14 protein-coding genes are annotated in these 25,029 nt (G+C 41.2%); 12 read left to right on the top strand and 2 right to left on the bottom strand.

Translation table 11 applies throughout. The features are described 5' to 3' along the window. Positions 1–71: 71 nt before the first annotated feature. Positions 72–314 carry a hypothetical protein gene (locus TR08_RS17280; RefSeq protein ID WP_045520218.1) on the bottom strand — a complete coding sequence of 81 codons (243 nt, stop codon included), beginning with the start codon at positions 312–314 and terminating at the stop codon, positions 72–74. 618 nt (positions 315–932) lie between these two features. Between TR08_RS17280 and TR08_RS17275 the strand changes: the two genes are divergently transcribed. Next, entirely contained in the window at positions 933–5,033 is a 4,101-nt protein-coding gene (locus tag TR08_RS17275) for an Ig-like domain-containing protein (RefSeq protein WP_193747768.1), read from the top strand. A 166-nt stretch (positions 5,034–5,199) separates the two neighbouring features. On the opposite strand, the gene TR08_RS17270 is transcribed toward TR08_RS17275, so the two are convergent. Then, the gene (locus TR08_RS17270; protein ID WP_045520214.1) at positions 5,200–7,584 is read right to left on the bottom strand and encodes an AraC family transcriptional regulator; all 2,385 of its coding nucleotides are present in this window, start codon (positions 7,582–7,584) and stop codon (positions 5,200–5,202) included. A 299-nt stretch (positions 7,585–7,883) separates the two neighbouring features. On the opposite strand from TR08_RS17270, the gene TR08_RS17265 reads away from it, so the two are divergent. From TR08_RS17265 to TR08_RS17215, 11 genes are all read left to right on the top strand, one after another. Beyond that, a complete protein-coding gene (locus TR08_RS17265; protein WP_045520213.1) occupies positions 7,884–8,855 on the top strand; it encodes an ABC transporter permease in 972 nt (323 codons plus the stop codon). A gap of 68 nt (positions 8,856–8,923) precedes the next feature. Beyond that, positions 8,924–9,811, top strand: a complete 888-nt coding sequence (locus TR08_RS17260; RefSeq protein ID WP_052427498.1) for a carbohydrate ABC transporter permease — start codon at positions 8,924–8,926, stop codon at positions 9,809–9,811. Between the two features lie 266 nt (positions 9,812–10,077). Further along, the gene (locus tag TR08_RS17255) at positions 10,078–11,646 is read left to right on the top strand and encodes an ABC transporter substrate-binding protein (protein ID WP_045520212.1); all 1,569 of its coding nucleotides are present in this window, start codon (positions 10,078–10,080) and stop codon (positions 11,644–11,646) included. 90 nt (positions 11,647–11,736) lie between these two features. After that, positions 11,737–13,959, top strand: a complete 2,223-nt coding sequence (locus TR08_RS17250) for a hypothetical protein (protein ID WP_045520211.1) — start codon at positions 11,737–11,739, stop codon at positions 13,957–13,959. A 15-nt stretch (positions 13,960–13,974) separates the two neighbouring features. Continuing rightward, positions 13,975–15,189, top strand: coding sequence for a Gfo/Idh/MocA family protein (locus TR08_RS17245; protein ID WP_052427497.1), 1,215 nt, complete (start codon positions 13,975–13,977; stop codon positions 15,187–15,189). A 160-nt stretch (positions 15,190–15,349) separates the two neighbouring features. Continuing rightward, entirely contained in the window at positions 15,350–17,227 is a 1,878-nt protein-coding gene (locus tag TR08_RS17240; RefSeq protein ID WP_238579166.1) for a DUF5054 domain-containing protein, read from the top strand. Positions 17,228–17,489: 262 nt separating this feature from the next. Next, positions 17,490–19,289: a class I mannose-6-phosphate isomerase gene (locus tag TR08_RS17235; RefSeq protein ID WP_045520208.1), complete on the top strand. Its 1,800-nt coding sequence runs from the start codon at positions 17,490–17,492 to the stop codon at positions 19,287–19,289. Next, positions 19,276–20,193, top strand: coding sequence for an ROK family protein (locus tag TR08_RS17230; protein ID WP_081954532.1), 918 nt, complete (start codon positions 19,276–19,278; stop codon positions 20,191–20,193). The genes TR08_RS17235 and TR08_RS17230 overlap by 14 nt, the downstream gene beginning before the upstream one ends. 467 nt (positions 20,194–20,660) lie before the next feature. Beyond that, complete coding sequence (locus TR08_RS17225; RefSeq protein WP_052427495.1) at positions 20,661–21,290, top strand: YesL family protein; 630 nt, start codon at positions 20,661–20,663, stop codon at positions 21,288–21,290. A gap of 391 nt (positions 21,291–21,681) precedes the next feature. After that, positions 21,682–23,172, top strand: coding sequence for a glycerol kinase GlpK (gene glpK / locus TR08_RS17220; protein ID WP_045520207.1), 1,491 nt, complete (start codon positions 21,682–21,684; stop codon positions 23,170–23,172). 156 nt (positions 23,173–23,328) lie between these two features. Next, complete coding sequence (locus TR08_RS17215; RefSeq protein WP_045520204.1) at positions 23,329–24,966, top strand: glycerol-3-phosphate dehydrogenase/oxidase; 1,638 nt, start codon at positions 23,329–23,331, stop codon at positions 24,964–24,966. The last annotated feature ends 63 nt before the right edge of the window (positions 24,967–25,029 follow it).

Genomic DNA, 25,029 nt, shown 5'->3' with positions numbered 1-25,029 from the left:
AAGCCGCTTTTAAATCTTGGTTAAGCCCCGCGTACATTCGCGCCGAAAACTTTGTTAGCGGATCTAGGAGTTTAATCGGTCCTCAATCCAGAGAGGGATGGCATTCGTGCCATCTCTTCTTGTGGTGCGCTTGGCATGATTTTTACTGTTTCTTCGTCCGTCACTCCATATCTCCAATAGTATCCATTCAGATGAATATTCCCATAAGCAACACACTTACAGTTAGGACATGTATCTAAAATAGGAAAATCATTTTCTTTCCCTCTTACCGCATATTCCTTCAAATCAATTCCAAAATCATGAGAAATAACCAAAAAAAAACTCCCCTATTTAATATGCAGAAAATTCAGCATATTGATCCAGGAAAGTATAGTATTTAATCTGTGGGAATTTGGTAAATAATACCACGAATTTAGGGGAGTGCACATGTTATTATGCTGAGAGTGATCCGGAGGTTAAAGAAAGGTGTAGTGTTTGGATTCATAATCATAAAACAAGAAAATTTGAAACTACCTTGCTTAAATCTTCCAATTACCACGAAACATACATTTCGGATGTATCATGAGACTCATTAAATATTCTGAATAGATGGAAACTAGTGAATGTATTAAAAATATGAGTTGCCGTGTGAATTTCAATTGTAGGAAATCATCAAATTCAATAGTTTTTGAGATTGTTGGTCTGTAGCCGCTCAGCTATAATGCAAGTAACTTTACTGCCTCTTTTAATAAATAATCAATAGAGTGCGGTCATAGATAGGGGTGATAAATGGATAAGAAGAAAAGTCGACATGTCACTATAGAATTTAAAACATTTAGTCTCGGAAATGAAAACGCTTTATTATCGGTAGGAGATTCATCAGGGGTATACATAAATAAATACCGAAAAACAAATGAAAACTTTAAAAGTTAATAGAAAGGAAAGGTATAATGATGAATAAAAAGAAATTCTTTACTATCATGATTGCGTTATGTATCGTTTGGGCCCCACTGTTTGGTTCTATACAGACTGCTCAAGCAGCACAAGGGGAAGGTAGTTCTCAAAATAAAATCCAAGCCCAATTCTTTGTTTCACCAGATGGAAAGGATAAAAATGATGGCTCCTATAAAAAGCCATTTGCCACTCTACAAGCTGCCAGAGATGCGGTTCGAAAGATCAATAAGAATATGACAGGTGATATTTACGTATTTATTTCAGAAGGTAAATATTATCTTGATGAAACGATTACATTTGACGAAAGAGACTCAGGTACAAATGGCTATAATATCATCTATCGAAATTTAGATGAATTAGCAAGTGCCGAGATAATCGGTGGTAAGGTTGTTGATTCATCATGGAAATTAGTGGAAAGAACAGGTGCTGACGCTGACTTGCCTGCTGCAGCAGAAGGAAAAGTATACAAAACTCATGTGGGTACAGATGTGATTTTTGATACTCTTTATGTAAACGATCGACGGGCAACATTAGCACGAACTCAGAACTTAAATAAATATAAAAATTTTCAATCGGCTTTAACTCCATACATGAAAAGTAAAGCAGGCGGTATTGGTGACTTGATTTATAGAGATGGTGATCTTGATCAAGAGTCAATAAACGGTATGGTAAACGCTCAACAACGCGGAGACCTGGATGCTTCCGTATATATGTGGGATGGTGGATACTGGGATTGGATGACGGATACGATTCCGATATCTGCGATTGATACTGCAACAAGTAAGCTTGTCTACAAGACCGTTCCAGGCAAACCAGAGATGTACAGACCTAAATATAATACAGGTACGAATGCAAGGTATTTCGTTCAAGGAAATTTAGGCTTTTTGGACGTTCCTGGTGAATACTATTTTAATAAAACAACAGGCGATCTGTATTATTACCCTGAAGGAAAAATAAAAGATCATGAATTTATTATTCCTACTGTCAAAGAAGTGATCCGTGTAGAAGGATCCGATCGCACAAACATGGTTTCGAATATTGAATTTAGCGGTCTGCAATTCAAGGACACCAATACAACGGATTGGTACGCATATGGTTGGAACTGGGGAGATGCGGGAGCTGGTTTAGGATTCTATCCTCCAGAAGCTAAAAATAGTACACAACCATCCTATGCCGAGCAAACGGAAAGAATTGAGTTCCAATACGGCGTGATTACGCTTACAAACACGAAGAACATCACGATTTCCAAATCCCATATCAAAAATTCAGGTATGTTCGGAATCAATCTTTATTTGGCTAATCAAAATGCTGTGCTCAAGGATAACCTTATAGAATACACCGGTCATGGTGGAATAAACATCGAGGGCGGCTACCCTGGTGTGGCTGGAGATAAAAACGGTGATGGCTATAGTAGAGACAATACGATCACGAACACGATTGTTCATGATATTGGCGAGCTCATCGGCCAGGCCTCAGGTATCACCATTCAACAATCAAGCTATAACAAGGTATCACATGTAGAAGTCTATAATTCACCAAGAAGAGGAATTTTCCTAACTGCCGGACATAGTCGTAATCCGAATGTAGCTTTCCCGAATGGCGATAAAGATTTCAATATTATGACAGATATGTACACGCACCATAATAAGTTTGAGTATGTATATTTGCATGATGCCCAACAAGATGGCGGAGACGACGGAGCATTCTTTGCATGTTATCTATATAAGGGTAAGAATTATAAACCGAATTATTTAAACCAAATGGTTCTTGACAGCACAGGTCCAAATCCTTCCATGGTCGATTTTGGCCCTAACAATATGAACTTAGATATGGGTGCCTCTGGCATGGAGTTAAGCAATGTTAAATCCACTAATCCAATGAACTTTAACATCGAAGTGAATACCATTACCCAATATGGGGATGTAATTAAGTTTGATAATACCAATGTAAATTATGGAACACACACCAATCACATTAAGGACTTTGACGACTCCAAGATGGAGTATGACAAAATTGGCGTAACATCCGATTATCCTAAGGAATACCTGCCAGATCGAGAACTCCCTTCAGAACCTGAAGATATCTATTTCAAAGAAAACTTTGAAAATGGACTGGATGATGCTGTTTGGACAACTCAAAACAATCAAGCGAAAATCTCAACAGAATTTATGTCTGAGGGTCCATTAAACGGAAAACTTAGTTTGGAACTGCTTGATAAAACGCGCATATTCAAGAATTTCCCTGAAACCCTGAACAAGGTCGTTACAGTCAAGATGTTTGACCGCCAAAATCATAATCTCGCTTCATACGATTCAGGGCGTCAGAATTCGGCTAGAGTTACCTCTATTGCACGAGCAGATGATGGTAAAAACATCATCGGCATGGGCTTGGATTATAATACAGCTGGTAAGTATGTCGTCCAAGTTGGTGACCAAACGGAAGTTACAGATATCGAACGGACTTTTGGGTGGCATGAACTAAAGTTTGATTATACATCAGGTACAGAGGTTAAACTCTATATTGATAATCAATTGGTTAAAACGTTACCTTCTTCCGGATTTGATTATATCTCACTTGGTTCTGACCTAGGCAGAGGGCAAGCCTTTTATGATGAGCTTTATGTTTATGGCGGGAATCCAGCAACAAAGCCAATCCCTCCAACAACTATGCCTGTACCTCCTGCCTATGATGCATCAGGGGATAATAAGCAACAGCTTAAACTTGATTTCGAAGATGGAAAAGTCCCTAATTTCGAAAAAATCGGCGGAATGCCATCAATCACAAGTGTTGTCTCAGATGGCGGAAATCAAGTGCTAAAGGATGAAATTAGAGATGGCAATGACTTCTATGAGCTGAATGCTCCTTGGGATAATTACCTAGTCAACATGAAATGGAAATTTGATGGATGGGGTAATACAAATGTTCTTGGTGGAGCATACGATAACTTTACGATTTATGTCATGACATCGAATGTGGGGCTGGCTCCAGGAAAAGCACCATTATCCTATCAAATCGTTTATCGAAGAAATAAAAATGGGACGACTGGTTTTCCTGCCAACACTCCATATTTCGAAATAGTAAAACATAGTGCCACTTCAGATACATCACTTGGTAAAGCAGGTGTACCGGCTGGATTTAATCCAAATGAATGGCATAATTTACAGATTCAAACGTTTGATGGTAAAGTAGGATTTGTTTTAGATGGACAAAAATTATTATCTGTAACTGATGGTCAATATAAATCAGGTGGGGTTGGCTTCGGTGGGATTAACGCCAATGTCTACTTGGATGATATCGAGATCATTTCGAATCCAAAATACGTAGATTACGAAAGTGACCTTGGATTTGATAATGTTGTATTAAACGGTAATTTCAATCCTAATTATTATACCTATTATGGTGTGATTACCGATACGAGTAAGCCAATTACGATCAAGAAACCGACGGTCGTCCTTGATGGAGTAGAAATGAAACTACAGGTTAATGGTGAAACCATTCCATTTGATGGTGAGAATGCATCGATTTCGCCAGATCAATTGATTAATGGAAAGAATACGATAATCCTTTCCGAGATCACAACAGCAGGAAGTAAAGACTACACCATCTTTATTGATAAGGCGTATGAGATTCGTTCCATCCATGGAATAGAAGATACTCTATCAACTACCCTTGATCATGCACCAAATCTACCAAAAGAAGTGACCGTAACCTTTAAGGATGGTCGTTCACAATCTGCTAAAGTAAACTGGAGCACAGTAGATCCATCATTGTATAAAAAGCCTGGTACATTTACGGTAAAAGGACAACTTGCAGATCTCAAAGGAGCCTTAAGCACATTTAGTGTCAATGTAACCGTTGATGGCATCCAATCAATAGATAAGCTTGACAGTGTTACTACTTTATCCGGCGTGAAGCCAGAATTAGCGAAAACCATTCGAGCACACTATCTAAACGATACGAGAGAGTTGCCATTGACTTTTGCAGAATTGGATCCTTCCTTATATGCACAAAAAGGTACCATCATAGGTGTTGGGTCTGCCGAAGGATATGAAGGTGATATCTTGCAGATCATAAAGGTAAAGGCTAAAAAAGGATACTAACACCCTTTCACGGGAAAATAAAAAGTGAAATCTATACGATCTTGTATAGATTTCACTTCTTTCACTAGATATGTTTATGCGGTTTAAGCAGCAATCCGTTTTCTTTCCATGTATTCCCACAAAATCTTCGAGCAACTCCCCTGCCTTCCCATTCCGTTTCATACATCTATTCCTTTGTCACTAGATCGGCATCTTTTTCTTTTCCAAGTTGCAACTTGTACTCACTGAGTGACATACCAAAATGTTTTTTAAATCGTGTGTAAAAGTAATTGTTTTTTTCAAGACCAACCTTTTCAAGAATGGTCGACAAAGGCAATTTGGTATTGCGCATGTATTGATCCAGTTTTTGAATACGGAAGTCAAATATGTATTGTGCAATTGACTGACCGTGTGACATTTTGAACAACTGACCGACATAGTTCGGAGATAATCTAATTTTGTCAGCAATGGAGCTGAGACATAGATCCGTGTTGGAATATTCCATTTCCACGATTTCGATAATACGCTGCACCAAAAGGTCGTTGCTATTGGATGTGTTTTTTATTTCTGTTACCTTTTTGCTAATCTTTTGTAAAAATTCATTCATCAAACTATCAATATCTGCGCTCACTTCTGCATGTTGTATATCTTGCAAAAAAACCTGCAAAGTGAATTCTTGATTGTTCTTTATTGCGGGTACTTTACTTAATACACCAAAATAGATTCTGTAAATTAAATGGACTACGCAGAACAAAATCTCATCGTACGTATATTGATAAAGTAGTTTACTGATAGACTGATAGATCGCACTGGCTTCTTCATCATTACCCTCCAGTACTTTTTCGATCAGCTGGTCCTCTTTTTTTACTGAAACGTGAAATTCATCAGCATTGATTTCATCTAGCATGTAGGGACTGATGATACAACCATGTCCATAGCGCATTTTTAAAAGAATCGAATCCTTCATACTGTTATACATGGTTGGTAAATGTTCCAGACCCTGAAACAACGTGCTGTACGCCATAGACAGGGAAATATGCATATTCTTTTCTGTATTCCTTTGTATGTCACCTAACACACTTTCTACGTTATCTTGTAATACCTTATATTGCGATACTGTGTCACAATCTATCAGCATCACAAATTTATCAGAGTCACAGCTAAACACTTCACATTTACCGTAATGATCAGCAATTTCTCCCGCGATATTGACTATCGCATAGCGCAAGGCCCAACGCTCCTTCTGGCTATTTTCAGTTATAAACTGATTGTAATTGTCAATTTTAAACAGGCACATACACAGCTGATTTGTAGCGAGATAATCCAAATGCAAATCATGCAATTTTCCACGTACAGTTTGTATTGAATAAGTTGTACTTTCGCTTAAAAGAGCATTTAGAAATTCTTGTTTGGCAGCATAGCCTGTTTCTTTCATGATTTTATCGAGCTGTGCATTTTGCTCCTTCATGGATTCAAATACAGACAGAATAACTTGGAATTCTTCCGTTTCAGATACAAATGCATCGCTTCTCTCAGGAGCTTCCCCGTTTATAATTTTCGTCATTGCTTGAATAGGACTGTTCAGCCTGCGTGCCAAATACAGACAAATTCCCGCACTTAGAATGAATACGGCTACTACTATACCTGTAGCAACGATCGATGCCGTAATTACATCTTTGAAAATTTTATTAAAGGGTGTAACGCCAATGATGTACCAGTTGTTTGCATTACTTTTGCTGCTCGAAACAAGGTAACGGGTCCCGTCAATTTTTTGCACCCGATTGTTACTGCCATCCAGTTCCTGTGCTTTCTGGGCTAATGAGCGCACTTCACTCATGTTATGAACAAACTTCGGTGAGAGTGCCATACTTAATATAGAACCGTTCGTGTTAACCACAAAAAAAGACGTTTCCTGTATAGGATCATTACCATTGATTGCTTGAATGGAATCCGTAAGCGCTTTCGTTCGAATGTTGACAACAATAGCATTTTTCAGACCAGCTGCAGTGGCGCCAGGTTCAAATAATATATATGAGCAAACTTTTGCCGATTGTGTTGCTTCATCTACCGATGCCACAATGGGACGACCACGATACTCAGCTACAAAATCTTTGTCGGTTAACAGCTTGGCAATCGCCTGATCTGAAAATGTGGATGTTGATCGACGTTCACCGCTCCGTGAGGAGTAAAACAAGTCCAATCCCGCATTGTAAAGATATACACTGTCGATATCTTTAAGTGTCAAAAAGTGCTTGTCAATGACCTTACTTGCTGAAAGCTCTATGCGCTCATCGCTTTCCTTCATATTTAAAAAATTGATAATATCTTTGTCGCTGTACAAAGCATTTCCTAATTTTTTTGCGGTCTCATCAAGATAGGTAATGCTATAATTCGACTGGGCAATCAATTTCTCGTTATAGTGGCTGATCAATGTATTCGCCGTACGCAAATAGGTAAGCGTTAAAAAGGCAGTAAGTAAAACGGTAATGATGATCATCATAATTAAAAAGGAAAAAAAGGCTTTACGTAAAAAACTCGTTCTATATTTTTTTGTTTTTATTGAGAGTTTCATAGCGATCTCCTAACCGTTCGATTTGTATGATCCTCCATTTCGAACTGTGAATAAATGGAGGAGAAAGGGGAACCTTCCTTATCCCCGTAAAGGAATGAGAGTCAGAATATTATTTTTTATTATAATCTTTAGCAATCTTTGTCGCAACGATTTCCAACACTTTGTAGAAATCGTTAGTTTTTAGAGATTCCTTTTGTTTAAAAACTTGGATAATAATATTTTTTATCGTTGAGGTATCATCACTCGATTCGTAGAATGAGTTCAGATATAAAAAATTCACACAGAAAGGAGTCAAATAAATGAAAGTGATTACAAATACAAAGCCATCTCTTCCGAATAAATCCAATAGAACCATACGCAGTATGCGACGGCAGTTGCCTTTCTATTTGATGATGGCACCTGGATTAATTTTTATCACCATCTTATTTTATATCCCAATGGGCGGCGTTCTCATTGCCTTCAAAGATTATAATGCACGCGATGGTATTTTCGGAAGTCCATGGATGGATCCTTTATTCAAAAACTTCGAGTTTTTCTTTAAATCAGACGTAGCGAGAACGGTTACATTCAATACGCTTTTCTACAATCTACTAGAAGCAGTTGCCGTTACGATCTGCGCATTGACAATCGCTATTCTATTAAATGAAGTAAAAAACAAATTTTTATCTGCTACCTATAAGGGGTCCATTTTGCTGCCAACCTTTCTCTCGTGGATTGTCATCCAGTACATTCTATTCAGTTTGTTGAGTGTTGACCGTGGGATTGTCAACAGTGCGATTACAGGAAACGGTGGAGAAGCTATTAACTGGTACAGCGAACCGTCTTACTGGCGCATCATCCTGCCCATTGCTTATCTATGGAAAAATGTTGGTTACTTTTCAGTTCTATACGTGGCGGCGATTGCCGGGATTAACCCCGATTACTATGAAGCTGCGGAACTGGACGGTGCTTCAAAGTGGCAAAAAATTAGACATATTACACTGCCTCTTTTGAAACCAACCATCATTGTCTTATCACTACTATGGGTAGGAAAACTATTCAATGGTGGCTTGGGCGACTGGAACGGATTCTACACGCTTCCTAATGATGCAGGTGCACTTTATCAAACAACAGACGTGATTGACACACTTGTATTTCGCTCGCTGAAAAAGATCAATGATTACGGCATGGCATCGGCAATTGGTTTATACCAAGCGGTAGTTGGTCTCTTCCTTGTGTTAATCTCTAACTATATCATCAAAAAGAAAGATCCTGATAACGCACTATTTTAATTGATCTGCGGAAACAGATGCTATCTTTGTAAGAAGACTTAGACCTGTTTCTATTGGGGGGGAATTACATGATTCTGAGGAAACTGAATCTTTCAAAAATCACGCTACATCTTATGTTCATTACCATGAGTCTAGCCTTTATCCTTCCGTTGATATTGGTTGTATCCATATCGTTTACGAATGAGAAATGGTTGATGCTTGACGGATACCGCTTTTGGCCCAAAGAGTTCAGTACGGCAGCATATCAGTATGTATTCAGCGGAGCGGGCTCCATCCTAAATGCCTATGGAGTTACAATCTTTGTGACTGTTGTTGGTACCCTTTTACATCTGTTGATTACTGCCATGCTGTCCTATTCGCTGACACGACCCGAAGTAAAACATCGAAGAGCACTCACTTTCTTTGTGTATCTTCCCGTTTTATTTAACGGCGGTCTTGTACCACAGTATATTTTACTAACACAAGTTCTGCATCTAAAAGATACCATCTGGGTACTGATTATTGTCTACCTGGTATCGACGGTTAACGTGCTAATTATGAAAAACTTCTTCCGCACGATACCGGATTCATTAATAGAGTCCGCACGTATGGATGGATCGGGTGAAATTCGGACCTTTTTCCAGATTGTCCTACCACTTTCCAAACCGGCGTTAGCGACCATAGGATTGTTTGTAACTATTGCATACTGGAATGACTGGATGACAGCCTCATTGTACATCGAATCACCAAATCTGCGTCCTTTGCAATATCTGCTTCAATCTTTAATGAACAATATTGGCTATTTGCAATCGAACGCACAGGCTTCACAGTCGATGGAAGCAGCTATTGGTATGCTGCCGAGTGAAGGTGCGCGTATGGCAACTTGCGTCCTCGCCATCGGTCCGATTATATTGCTGTATCCTCTATTGCAGAAGTATTTTGAAAAAGGGTTGACAATAGGTGCTGTAAAAGAGTAATTGTTCTTAGGGAATACACCACGAAGCGTTTGTAAAGTTTGAATTATTGGATTTTGGCACTTAATCAATTCGAGTAATACGTTAATGTTTAAGGGAACAACTTATCGCTTCTTATTTCTAGGATGTGGGTAGTCTTGTAACCTTAATAAACCTTAGATTTTAGGGGGTAACACGTAATTTGTCTATAAACCTTCTAAAATCAAGGATTCATTAACTTTTTACTATAGATGTTTTGACAATACAAATATTTGTAAGGGGGAACCACAATGAAGAAATTTGCTTCACTTCTGTTGTCTGTAACACTGCTACTATCGATTTTTCTAGCCGGCTGTACACCAAAAGACAAAAGCTCCACCGGCGGATCTGCATCAGGTGATGATAAGCTACCTGAGCTTACCTTCTATATGATGAACAGTCCGGTCAATGATTTTGATCGAATCATGAAGAAAGCTAACGATATCATTTCTAAAGAAATTGGAGCAAAATTGAATCTAATCATGGTTGACAGCAGTACTTACGCTGACAAAATGAATCTGATGATCAATTCCGGTGACGACTGGGATCTCGCTTTCACTGCAAGCTGGGGAGGTATTAACTTCTTTGAGAACGCTGCCAAAGGCGCTTATGCTGACCTGACGGATCTCCTTCCTAAATATGCACCTGAAACATACTCTCGTATCCCTGAAGGCCTATGGGATGGCGTGAAAGTTGACAACAAAATCTATGCAATGGTCAATTATCAGCAATGGGGCTCTGCCAAGCGCAACGGCTTTGGATTCCGCAAAGACCTTGTGGAAGAAACAGGCTTTGACTGGCAAGCTGTAAAAGACAAGCCTACCATTGAGGCACTTGAAATGATTGGTCCTTTCCTCGGCGATGCCCTTAAGAAGCATCCTGAAATGATTGGATTTGAAACTAGCTCCAATTACAGCTTGTTTGCAAATGACCCGCTCTACTGGAATATGGAAGCGGTTGGCGATATGAGTATCCCTGGCTGGATTAACCTTGATAATCCAGACAAAGTTATCAACCAGTATGAGACAGAAGATTTCGCAAAGTTCACTAAAATTATGCGCGACTGGTATAACAAAGGCTATGTGCGTAAAGATGGCGCAACAGTAAAAGACACTTCTCCTGACCGTAAAGCAGGTAAATTTGTCGCTGAGAAAGTCTATAGCTGGCCTGACCACATCGACTATCCTAGCCAAAATCTCGCTATGTCTATGAATGACAGGGATGGGAAAGCAACTGCTTTAACTGTATCAAATACGCGCACGATGATTCCTGCAGGTGCTGGATCTACGGCAGCTATTGCCGTTAATTCAGAATCTAAAAACATTGAAAAAGCTGTACAATTAATCGAACTGCTTAACACGAATGATGACCTGTATAAGTTGATTACACTCGGTGAAGAGGGTATTGATTACAAATACAATGAAGATGGTGTCTATACTCCTATTGAAGGAAAATATAATTTCAACTTTAACGAATGGCAGATTGGCCAATCTTACAGCCCTACATTTAACCGTGCACCATATGACAAGAACGAAGGTGGGGAAACGGCAAAGGAAACCCAAAAGTTCATTTATGAAACAGACAAAACAGCAGAAACTTCACCAGTGACAGGCTTCGTATTTGATCCGTCTCCGGTGAAGACACAAGTCGCAAACTGCTCTGCGGTTGCCGCCGAGATGATTCCGGCACTAAGCGCCGGTTCGGTAGATCCTGATAAAGTATTACCAGATTTCCTCAAACGCTTGAAAACTGCAGGCGTGGACGACATTATTAAAGAAAAACAAGCCCAATACGACGCTTGGAAAAAAGCAAAAAAATAATCTCACATCTCTCTGTGAAATCCGGTGTATGATCGTTTATCGTACACCGGGTTTCTGTTTAAACAAGCCTACTATAGAAAGGAATCCGTCATGCGCTATTCTCTTATGTGTAAATCATTTACAGATAGTGAAGTATTAAACTATGAAAAAATCAATATGAATCTGGAAAACAATCAAGTTAATTTTTCAAACTATCCTTACCATGCATTAGTAGAAACGCAACCACTTCCACATGGACAACGATTGTCTATTACCTTGTCTTTTCAGGAAGATACAAGCTATCCAATGAATTTTACATTTGCTATGGAAGCGGAGCATTGGCTAAAAGACAACTATGTATTGATGCCCGGAGCGGTTTATAATGGCAATCGCTTTAAAAGTGTACCTCTTCCATACCCGCCATATTATGAACCTTCCCGGAACAGCCGATTTACAGATACCGAAGTCATTACAAGTATTCCACATCTAGATGTGGAGAAGAGGCAATCAAGCATCTCTTTACTTTCTGGGGATATGACATCGCCTTTATGCGGATTTTATGATTTTAACAGCCAATCCGGTTCTATTCTATTGGGTGAGCACCAATCCGGGAGTTATTATACAGGGTTTACCGTTAACGAAAATCAAACGGAGGGGCACGCTTCTTTTGAGATTTCTGTCCCGGGCGTACGAGAAAATACACAATACTTTTTTGGAGATCAAAACGATGGGCACGGCTTTCGCCCTGATGCTTCCGCACATTCGCATGATACTGGCGCCATGTTCAAACAAGGTGAATCACTCACGCTAACTGTTTGTGTCTTTCATTGGCAGCAAATATCTCTGCAAGACTTTTTCAAGCTGGTAAATAGAGCAAAAACTACTTTGGAAAACCCAAACGTCTTTTATAATGTGCCGTTCTATAAAGGGTATATCAGTATCAAAGAGAAATACCAAAAGGAAAACTTTACAGAGGAAGGATATTACTCTGTGGGAACTGATTGGAGCAAACCCCAACAGTGTTGGCAAGCAGGGTGGATTGGAGGAGGAATCAATAGCTATCCGTTTTTGATGGAAGATTCATCCGAACCACAGCAACGTTCCCTGTCAACGCTCCGCTTTATTTTTTCGCAGTTGCAGCATCCAAACGGATGGGTGTTCGGCATGTATGGAAACGGAAGATACTATGGCGATGGTGGCGAAAGTAACCCTGACACGATTTTGTTGGTTCGAAAAAATGCCGATTTGCTTTATTTCGTGCTCAAACAACTATACTGGCTTTCGGACAACCACCATTCCACAATAGAGTTTGATCAGCCCACAAAGGCCCTTTGTGATGCATTTGTACGGCTGTTCCAAACATACGGACAGATCGGACAGTTTATTGATATTGATACAGAAGAAATCGTTGTAGGCAACTCAGCTGGAGCCTGTATGGCTGTGGGCGCACTGTCACTGGCAAGCGACTATTTTCAGTGTGAGGAATACCGCACTACTGCCGAGCGGCTTGGTGAGTATTATTACAACCATTATGTCAAAAAAGGTATGCTGAACGGCTGCCCTGGTGAAATTTGCCAAGCACCGGATAGCGAGGCGGCTTTCGCCATGCTGGAGAGCTATGTGCAGCTATTTGAAACGACTAAGGATAGCATTTGGCTGACTTACGCAGAAGAAACCTGTGAAATTGCCATGACATGGGTGATGAGCTATGACTTTCATTTCCCTGAGGCTAGTACCGCAGCTACACGTGGTGTTCATAGCGCCGGCACAGTATTCGCAAATGCACAGAATAAGCACTCTGCACCGGGTATCTGCACGCTTTCAGGCAACAGTCTGCTCAAACTATATCGCTTTACGGGTAAAGTAGAATATCTGCATTACCTTCATGCTATTTCACACAGTTTGCCGCAGTTTGTATCTCTGGCTGAAAATCCGGAATATACGCTCGAAGGGAAATATTTACCTGCGGGTTACATGAATGAGCGTGTACAAACAAGCGACTGGGAGGGTAAAGAAACCGTCGGAGAATTTCTCTATGGCTCCAATTGGCCTGAAGTTTCCATGTTGCTTACCTTCGTGGAAGTACCAGGGATATATGTAGATTTTGCCAGTCGCCTCTTACAAGTGTTTGACCATGTAGAATGCTCTATTACACAGTGGAATGCGGAATCTGTTGTGCTGAAAATATATAATCCCACCACATACGACACAACGGTTACAATGCTTGCAGATGAACGCACAAACACAAACCATGTGACGCACAATTACTTTCATAAAATGAGGACTATCCCACTTTCAGCCGGACAAGAGATACAAATTGAACTAACAATATAATAGGAGGGTTTTATAATGTTGAATATTGGTATTATTGGATATGGTGTGCGGATCGACATGTTGATGGATGATTTATTCGCACTGCCATATGATGTCCGCATTAAGGCTATAACAGATACCAACCACGAACGTGTGCGGGCTCTAATGAAGAAAGATGGCTCTAAAGAAACGATGCATCAGATGGGAATTGATAAAATCGACGGACTTATGCGTAAATGCGAGATTAATCCAGACTCCATTACCTTTTATACTGATGCTGACGAAATGCTGGACAAAGAGCAATTGGACGGTGTGATCGTTGGAACGAACTGTACCACACATGCTAATTTCGCTAAAAAAGTGCTTAATCGCAACCTCCCGCTCTTTTTGGAAAAGCCGGTGGCTACTTCTATGGAAGATCTAAGAATACTAGCCGAGTGTGAAGCAACTGCAACTGCTCCCACGGTGGTATCTTTTCCACTGCGAGTCTCACCGCTTGTGCAGGAAGTAAAGCGCATTTTGGATGCCGACATCATTGGAAAAGTTGAGCATGTACAGGCGTTCAACGACGTAACCTATGGTTTTGTATATTTCCATGACTGGTACCGTGATGAATCCGTTTCTAATGGCCTTTTCCTGCAAAAAGCAACCCATGATATTGATATCATCAACTACCTGTTGGGAGAACAACCAATAAAAGTTTGCGCCATGAAATCCAAGCAGATTTTCAAAGGCGATATGCCGGCCGGCTTGCGCTGCAGTAATTGCGAACGATGGGAAACCTGCATGGAAAGCACCTACAATATCATTAATGTGCGCAATGATACTCCGCGTAGCGATTATTGCAGCTTTGCAGTAGACACCGGAAACGAAGACTCTGGAAGCATGATTGTGAAATACGAAAGTGGCATGCACGTCATGTATTCGCAGAACTTCTTTGCCCGTAAAGGCGCCGGTAGGCGTGGGGCAAGGCTGTACGGTTACAAAGGCACCGTGGAATTTGATTTTCTTACAAGCGAAATCAAAGTATTTGACCATATGAGTGACAAAGTAACCACTGTCTGTCTTAATGATCAAAATTCACATCATGGTGGCGGTGATCGTGTGCTCATGCGCAATTTTGTACACTTGATGCAAGGAAGAACAACCGAATCTGTAGCTCCATTGAAGGACGGGATCCGCAGTACTCTTGTGTGTATGCAGGCAAAAGCTTCCTCTGAAAGCGAGCAATTTTATCCTGTCACTTTATAGAGAACCGGTAATGGGAAACTGAAAGTAAAGGGAAGCTCGTATTACAATCCTTTTTTGATCATCCCAATAAAATCATATAAGAGTGAGTAATCAATTTGTTCATTTTTTATTATCTAATCTATTATCTTAACTTGTTTACCATGGGAATGGAGTGATACTTGTGACAAAGATAATTAAAAAAGTGCATGTTATTTTCAAAACTCATTTGGATATTGGATATACGGATTTAGGAAAAAATGTAATCAAACGTTATATGGAGGATTTTATTCCACAGGCGATGGAGTTATCCGAACAGTTAGCACGCGAGGAGGGAAATGTAAATTTCGTATGGACGACTGGTTCTTGGTTGATTAACGAATTTTTACAGACAGCTTCAGAGGAAAATCGAGTACGCATGGAGAAAGCGATCCGTGAAAGGCGAATGGTTTGGCATGGTTTGCTGTTAACAACCCATACAGAAATTATGGATCCATCATTGTTTGAATTCGGCCTTTCTCTTTCCAAAAATTTAGATCGGCAGTTTGGAAAAACAACGATTGCTGCCAAAATGACCGATGTTCCTGGACATACGATAGCGATTGTCCCAATGCTGGCAAAGCACGATATTCAATATTTGCATTTAGGTATCAATCCGGTGTCGAAAAATCCGAAGGTACCAATGGTATTCGTCTGGCGTGCAGCAGATGGATCGGAGATTATCGTCAATTATGCCGATGACTACGGCAAACCTTTTCATATGGATGGACTCGAAGACGCATTATATTTTGCTCATACAGGAGACAATCGAGGGCCTTCCACTTTGGAGGAAATTCGCGCATTGTTCGCACAATTGCAGCAGGAGTATCCCGGGGCGGAGATTGCGGCTTCAACACTTGATGCGTTTGCCGAAAAACTTCTTACAGTCAAGCATTTGCTGCCTGTCATAAATGAAGAAATCGGTGATTCGTGGATTCATGGCGTTGCTTCCGATCCATGGAAAGTGGCACACTACCGGGAATTGCTTCGGTTAAGAGACAAATGGAATGCAACTGGTCAATTGGATCCCGCAAGTGAGCAGTACGCACAATTTTGCAATCGTCTTATGCTGATACCAGAGCATACATGGGGAATGAATACATCGGTTTATCTCGTTGACTTTGCTAATTACTCTGCTGCCGATTTTGCAGCAGCAAGAGCACTCGATGTTGTAGATGATACGAAGCTGAGAAAATACGATTACCTTCGCCATTCTGCAAAAGAGAGTAGATCATACGGTGACTACGAAAGCTCGTGGCAGGAACAGCGGGATTATATTGAGGAAGCACTTCGGGCGTTGCCGGAAGTGTTGGCGAACGAAGCAAGACAAACGTTGGAAGAATTGAGCCCGCGGCCTTCCATTGAAACTACTGCGTGCTCACAGCTTGTTCAGGACACGACGGAAATTGAGATGAACGAGTACTACGAATTGGGACAGTTTCAAGTAAGCTTCGCTGCTGACGGATCGATTGTCAGGCTTGTTGACCAATCGGGCAAGGAATGGGCAGATGACAATAAGCGACTGGGAATTTTCCAATATGAAACATTCAGCAAAGAATGTTACGACAGGTTCTTCAAAGAATACGTGACCAATCTAGAATTCCATCACAGCTGGGCGGACAGCGATTTCGGCAAACCAGGTATCGAATATGTAAAGCCAAGGCCAAAACATCAACGATATCCGACGGTATTAAAATCGCTACATCTGAAGAGAAACACCGATTGTGACATCGTTCAGGCGAAACTGAAGCTGCCGAAGGAGGTTTGCGAACAATACGGAGCACCTAAAAAGCTAGCTGTGATCTACACGTTCAATAAGGATGAGCCAATTGTTGATATTGAATTACATTGGAACGATAAGCAAGCATGCCGCCTTCCGGAAGCAAGCTGGTTTTCCTTTGTACCGCTTGTCGACAATCCGAACGCCTGGTTCATGGATAAACTGGGAGAACGGATCTCCCCGTTGTCTGTTGTGAAGAACGGCAATCGGAATATGCATGGTGTTAACTCCGGTCTTTACTAAGAAGGTGCGGACGGAAGGGCCGTTATTGAAACATTGGATGCTCCTCTTGTTTGTCCGGGTGAACCGCGTTTGCTGCAATTCGACAACACTTACGCTCCGTTAACCGGTGGATTTCATTTCAATTTGCACAACAACGTATGGGGCACGAATTTTATGATGTGGTTCGAGGATGATATGAAATTTCGTTTCAGACTGAAGTTGCGGTCAAATTAACTTTTTAGAACAAAAGAAAAATGTATTGAGGAGAAAGGAAGAAAAAGTTATGTTTGAAAAAAGACCATTAAATCCGATTCGTCAAGCTGTTCTTGAAAACGGCATTGAAGAAGGTTATAGTGCTCTCCTGCAGCGAGTGATATCACGGGCTGAAAGCAAAAGCGGCAACGTCTTCACACTTGTAATAGACGGTACACATGGTGCAGATTTTCATGCCCTACTGAAGGGCTTGATCCCTCTTGCTGAAGACCACGGATTTCGCTTTGCAGCAGTGGACACGTATAGCTATTTAAAATCCGGAACAGAGCTGAGGGACCATTTCCGTCAGAACATTACGGATAATCGTGCTTTTGGCTATGTTGCAGAGCAGAAGATTGACGAGTATTTCCAAAGCAGAGCGCAGCACAATTTTGCAGAGTATATAGCAAGGTTAACTGAGACAACAAGTGAGAGGTTATTGTTGGTTGTTTTTGGCCCTGGTGCATTATGGCTTTCCGATGGTTGTTGCGATGCGTCGCTGTTTCTCGATGTTTCACGGGAATACCAGGAAATAGCCCATAAAGGCAACTTACTTAACTTTGGGTTTAGTTGGAATATCGACGCAGTGGAAAAATACAAAATTTCCTTTTTTGTTGAGTGGCCGCTGCTGGAGGGATACCGTAAGGAGCGGCTGAAAGCTTTTGATTGGTATGTCGACATGAACGACCCAAGTTGTCCTGTCCTATTGACCGTTAGTGATTTGCTGGCCGTTATCCGCGACATCGCACGTTTTCCGATGCGTGTTAAGCCGTTTCTAATGCCAGGGGTATGGGGTGGACAATATTTAAAGCGAATCGCTGATTTACCTGCAGACATGATCAACTGTGCATGGAACTTTGAGCCAATCGCCCCAGAAAATTCGGTGCTAGTATCGAAGGGAGAGCATGTTGTTGAAATTCCATTTCTACTCATAATGGCGTTTTCTCACTTGGAAATAATCGGACAGCGCAATGTTAAGTTGTTTGGTGATTATTTTCCTGTCCGCTTCGACTTTTTAGATACGATGGATGGTGATAATCTATCCTGTCAGGTCCATCCAAAGCAGGCCTACCTCCGTGAAAACTTCAATGGATTCATGGAACAGCAGGAGTCTTATTACATTATGGAGAAACAAGGCGACGCCAAGGTATACCTCGGATTAACGGAAACATGCACGGAGGAGTCGTTCCGAGAAGGGGTAGAAACATCCCAAGAGACAGGAGACCCGATTCCTTTTACGGAATACGTGCAAGAATGGCCGAGTGAGAAGGGTGGCTTGTATCTCATTCCGACAGGTACTGTCCACTGTTCAGGAAAGGACAATTTCGTACTAGAAATATCTGCGACGACGTGGTGGTTTACATTCAAAATATACGATTACGTGCGTAAAGATTTGGATGGAAAATTGCGTCCAATCAACCTCGAGTATGCATTCGACAATATCGATTTCTCGCGGAAAACCGATTGGGTGCAAAATAACTTGATTCATCAGCCGAAACTCCTTAAGCAACAAGGCAGCAATGAGGAGTATGTGCTTGGAGAACGTGACGATTTGCTCTTCTATGTAAACCGCATCCATCTAGAAGACCGATGGGAGGACGAAACAGAGGACGAGTTTGTTCTACTAAATCTGGTTGAGGGAGATCGCGTTCGTATTATTTCATTGGATGCCGAAGATGTTTTTGTCGAATTTGGTTATGCTGAGTCTTATATCATACCAGCCTCTTTTGGTGCGTATGCCATTGTGAATTTGAGCAGCACGCCGTGTAAACTGATCAAAGCAGGCGTATCAAGGAAATGGAACGTTAGCTTGGTTGATGCAGATGCATAATAACGTATTGGCCTTTGATGTAGGGGGTACATATGTGAAAGCTGGTATCATACGTAGCGACGGTACCCTTGCAGAACCTGTCGTGGTGTATCCCGCCCGGTCGGAGGATACGAGGGAGGAATTGCTGCAGCATTTTGCTTTTCTTGTTAAGGATCTAGGGATGAGGGTTCAAGTGGGGGAGACGATTCGGGGCATAGGATTTGCGTTCCCCGGTCCATTCGAATATGAATCCGGCATATGCCGAATACGAGGTCTAAATAAGTTTGAATCGTTGTACGGTGTTAATCTCAAAGAAGAACTGACGGAGAGAATTGTCGTAATACCAGAGCTACAAGGAAAATGGAGTGATTCTCCGGTTATTGCCATTGAAAATGATGCTGCACTATTCGCGTTAGGTGAATGTGGCTACGGTGTAGGCAAGCCATATCCGAGAACGATATGTTTAACGATAGGCACAGGATTCGGCTCTGCCTTTGTGAGCAGCAACCGGTTGGTCAAACAGGGCGAAGGGGTTCCTCCTGAAGGTTGGTTATACCGACTGCCTTACCGGGACGGAATAATTGATGATTACATCTCCCGGAGGGGAATCATTCAGCTTGCTCATGAGATGGGGATCAAGAACATAGTAGTTGGGGATAACGATGTGAAATGTTTGGCGGAACGAGCCTACTTAGGAGAAGTGCTGCCAGTACAATTGTTCTGTGAGTTCGGTGAAAGGATAAAAGAGGTTCTGAACCCTTTTATCCATTCGTTTCAACCTGATGCCATACTTATCGGCGGGCAAATTGCCAAAAGCGCAGATTTGTTCAATTTATGTCAGATTGCGAGCATTCCCGTTCGTATTACAACCGATCTGTCGGTTAGCGCATTAAAAGGTGTTTATCAGCTCTTTCAAAAATCATGATAACTACTATGAAAATTAACTTCTGTAATTCAGAGAAAAAACGCAATACTGAAGAGGACGCAGCTCATTTGTTTAGAGATAAGAAAGTATAAAATTTCGACTTTGAGAAATGTCCAGCTCCAGCGCCCTAGCGGCTAGTGTCCTTCGCTCTCCGCCCTACGATAAGTCAACATCGGTTCGCTCCGCTCACCGTGTTTCCTTTATCTCAGTTGGAGCGCTCCAGGCCATACGCCGCTGACCAGGGCGCTTGCGCTTTTCTTATTAAAAAATAGGGGAGAGCGCCGAATTCATCGATCTATGGTAAATAAGTGAACTGGATTAAGAGGCTTTAGGTTCTTCGAGCGTAACGGTGTATCCTAAACTTTCGAGTCGTCTCAGAGAATACCGGACAATTGATTGTTGTCTCTGCTTATCAAAGTAGTCTTCACCTAAGTCTACATACATTTCTTTTAACTAGGAGGTTCATTATGAACAGGTTGTTTGATCAGTTTAATGTAATTGGGGATTGGTTATTTAGAATCATGCTTTTAAACCTGTTATGGCTTGGGTTTACCTTGTTAGGCGGAGTCATCCTAGGATTTTTTCCGGCTACTGTTTCACTTTTTGCCGTAATGAGAAAATGGATAAGAAGGGAACATGAAATTAATACCTTTAAATTCTTTATTAGAAACTTTAAGAATTCTTTTGTACAGGCAAATATTCTAGGACTTGTGATTGTGGTGATAGGAATTCTTTTAGCGGTGGATTTACATGTTTCACAAAAGTATATCGGTATTCCTTTTATACACTTCGTTTTATTGTTGATCATCTTACTTTATAGCATAAGTGTCCTATTCTTTTTTTCAACGTTTGTCCATTATGAACTGAAACCGTTCTTCTATCTAATCCAATCATTTTTCATGTGTATTATTAAGCCGTTATATAGTTTACTTGCTCTTTTCATTTTCTTGGCAACAATAACTGTCTTCTATCTCCTTCCTGTTCCAACGGTGCTTTTTGCGGGACCAATGCTGGCCTATCCGATCATGTGGATAGGAAATAGAGTTTTTACATCATTTGATAATAAAAAGTCACATCAGAAAACCTTTTTTGCCTAAACATCAAGGTTCGCAAAAAGCATATTCAATACCGAAATTCAGTAATAGACATTGGAAACGATATTGTATAATGAACATATTAGATAGTAAAGCTGAATAATAAAAAAAACGTAAAAGACGCCGTCTTTACGTTTTTTATGGTATCAAATAATCAATATTACTTATGTTGTTTTCCCTAAATTCTCCTGAGGAAATGGCGGTCATTTTTGGCAGTTTACAGCTCTAATCAAATCGAAGAAATATTGCAGATATTGAGAATGCACTGAAAGCCGGGGCACATGGAGTTACTACATCCCAAAAAGATCTATGGAATTATTTAACAAAAGAGTTTTAATAATCAGGGTAATGAAGTATAGTCGAAATGAGACTGTGTACATGGGGGAGGATTGGGATGGAAAAATTTATTTTATCACTGGATCAAGGGACGACGAGTTCCAGGGCGATCCTTTTTAACAAATCGGGCGAGATTGTCCATGTGGCACAAAAGGAATTTACACAGTATTTTCCAAAACCGGGATGGGTTGAGCATAATGCCAACGAAATCTGGGGATCGATTTTAGCGGTCATTGCCAGCCTTTTATCAGAATCAAATGTTAAGACTGAACAAATAGAAGCAATAGGAATAACCAATCAGCGGGAAACGACGGTTGTGTGGGATAAAGATACCGGGGTTCCTGTATATAATGCGATTGTTTGGCAATCACGGCAAACGAGTGGAATTTGTGATGAGTTGAAAACAAAAGGCTACGAAAATCTTTTTAGGGAAAAAACGGGCTTACTAGTCGATGCCTATTTCTCTGGAACAAAAGTAAAGTGGATCCTTGAAAACGTAGAGGGGGCAAGGCAAAAGGCTGAAGAAGGAAAGCTATTGTTCGGTACAATCGATACTTGGCTGATTTGGAAGTTATCAGGCGGACGTGCACATGTAACAGACTACAGCAATGCATCACGTACACTTATGTTCAATATACATGACCTGAAGTGGGATCGTGAGCTTCTAGATATTTTAGGAGTGCCGGAATCAATGCTTCCAATAGTAAGACCATCCTCCGAGATTTATGCTCAAACAGCTCGTTACCATTTCTTCGGCAAAGAAGTACCGATTGCCGGGGCAGCTGGTGACCAGCAGGCAGCATTGTTCGGTCAGGCTTGTTTTAAGGAAGGCATGGCGAAAAACACGTATGGAACGGGCTGCTTTATGTTGATGAACACGGGAGAAAAAGCAGTTCAATCAGACCATGGTCTGTTAACGACGATTGCTTGGGGTCTGAATGGGAAAGTGGAGTATGCCCTAGAAGGCAGTATTTTCGTGGCTGGTTCTGCCATCCAATGGCTGCGGGATGGCTTACGGATGCTGAAGGATGCGAAAGACAGTGAAAGATATGCTGAAAAAGTTGAGTCAACTGAAGGCCTTTATGTAGTGCCGGCGTTTGTCGGTCTAGGCACTCCTTATTGGGATAGCGATGTCCGTGGCGCTGTGTTTGGTATTACACGTGGAACGAGCAAGGAGCATTTTGTCCGGGCAACACTTGAATCCCTTGCCTATCAAACGAAAGATGTATTGACTGCCATGGAAACAGACGCGGGGATTAAACTCAAAACTCTTCGTGTCGACGGCGGGGCAGTCAAAAACAATTTCATAATGGGTTTCCAGAGCGATCTTTTAAATGTTCCCGTAGAACGGCCCATCGTGAATGAAACGACAGCTCTAGGTGCAGCCTATCTTGCGGGTCTTGCGGTCGGTTATTGGGATAGCCAGGAAGAAATCGCTGCGCAATGGGTAATTGACCGCAGATTTGAACCGAACATGGAGGAGGAACAGCGCTGTCAGTTGTATGGTGGCTGGAAAAAAGCCGTCAAAGCCTCAATGGCATTTAAATAAATATTCATATTATTAATATTTCATTTAATGAAGCAATTTGGTAAACTAATAACAAGTTAATATAATGGCAGGAGAAATGGAGAGACCGCGAAGTATTACCAGCAAAAATGGTAATGTTCTTTGCGGTCTCTTTTCCTGTTTGAGGAGGAAAATGATATGTTCACGAATGTTAAACGAAATCAAATAATTGGTACGTTAAAAGAAGAATTGTTTGATCTGCTGATAATCGGCGGAGGGATTACCGGAGCAGGAATCGCTCTCGATGCAGCGACCAGAGGGTTGAAAACGGCGTTGCTTGATATGCAGGATTTTTCAGCTGGAACATCAAGCCGGTCTACAAAGCTCGTTCATGGCGGCTTGCGTTACTTAAAGCAATTGGATGTCAAGGTGGTCGCTGAGGTGGGGAAAGAGAGAACAATCGTCTACGAAAATGGACCTCATGTGACCACCCCTGAATGGATGCTGCTGCCATTTCATCAGGGTGGGACATTTGGAAGCTTTACAACTTCGATTGGACTTCTGTTGTATGATTTTTTGGCAGGCGTAAAAAAGAGCGAGCGCCGAAGCATGCTTTCGAAAGAGCAGACACTGGAAAAAGAACCACTCATTAAACAGGAAGGCTTAAAAGGCGGGGGCTACTATGTGGAATATCGGACAGATGACGCTCGCCTGACGATAGAAGTACTTAAAGCCGCAGTTGCAAATGGGACAACAGCCCTAAATTATGCAAAGGTAGATGATTTAGTTACAAAAAACGGCAGGGTAATCGGAGTAGCTGTCATCGACCAAATAACCGGAGAAAAGTACGTCATCAAGGCGAAAAAAATCATAAATGCCACTGGTCCTTGGGTCGATACACTTCGAGAAAAGGATGGCTCCAAGAAAGGAAAAATGTTGATCTTATCAAAAGGTGTCCATATCGTCATGGATAAGTCTCGTTTCCCGTTGAAGCAGGCGGTTTATTTTGACACGCCAGACAAAAGAATGATTTTCGCGGTTCCTCGCAACGGAAAAACATATGTTGGGACAACAGATACGTTTTATGATGGGAGCAAAGTGAACCCAAAAATGACCGCAGCCGATATAGATTATTTAATCAATGCGATTAATTATATGTTTCCAGCTGTTAATGCAAAACCTGAAGATATAGAGTCGAGCTGGGCAGGAATCCGCCCGCTTATCCACGAGGAAGGAAAGAATCCATCAGAAATTTCTCGGAAAGATGAAATTTGGGAGTCTCAGTCTGGACTGATTACGATTGCTGGTGGAAAGCTGACTGGGTATCGAAAAATGGCAGAAACGATTGTGGATTTAGTAGCAGGAAAATTATCCACAGAAGAAGGAAGAAGTTTTGCCCCGTGCAAAACAAAACATTTGCCAATATCCGGCGGGGATTTTGGCGGCTCGGAGAAATTTGAACAGTTTGTCGAAGGAGCTCTAGAGCAAGGGGTTAAGGCAGGGTTATCAGAAGAAATGGCAAGGCACCTGGCTTCGTTCTATGGATCCAATGCTCCAGTTGTTTTTGACTTAGTTGCTCGCAACAAAAATGAAGCAGAGAAATTCGGCTTGCCTATGGTGATTTTCGCGAAACTGGTCTACGGAATCAAACACGAAATGGTTGTCACTCCATTGGACTTCTATTTCAGAAGGACCGGAGACCTTTTGTTTGATATCCATTCCGTGAAAAAGTGGCATGAACCAGTCCTAGCATATATGGCTGAAAAATTAAACTGGAGCCAGAGCGAAATGGAGAAATATAAAATCGATTTTAACAACGAAATCACAAACACATAATATTTGTTAATCTCTTTAACATGTGGCAAGGATAATTCCTATTACTTTAAAAGGGATGTAAGC

This window comes from Neobacillus niacini (genome assembly GCF_000759675.1).
GTDB lineage: Bacteria > Bacillota > Bacilli > Bacillales > Cytobacillaceae > Neobacillus > Neobacillus niacini_A.
Note: the sequence above shows the minus strand (reverse complement) of the source record. Positions and strands in the feature narration are given on the sequence as shown.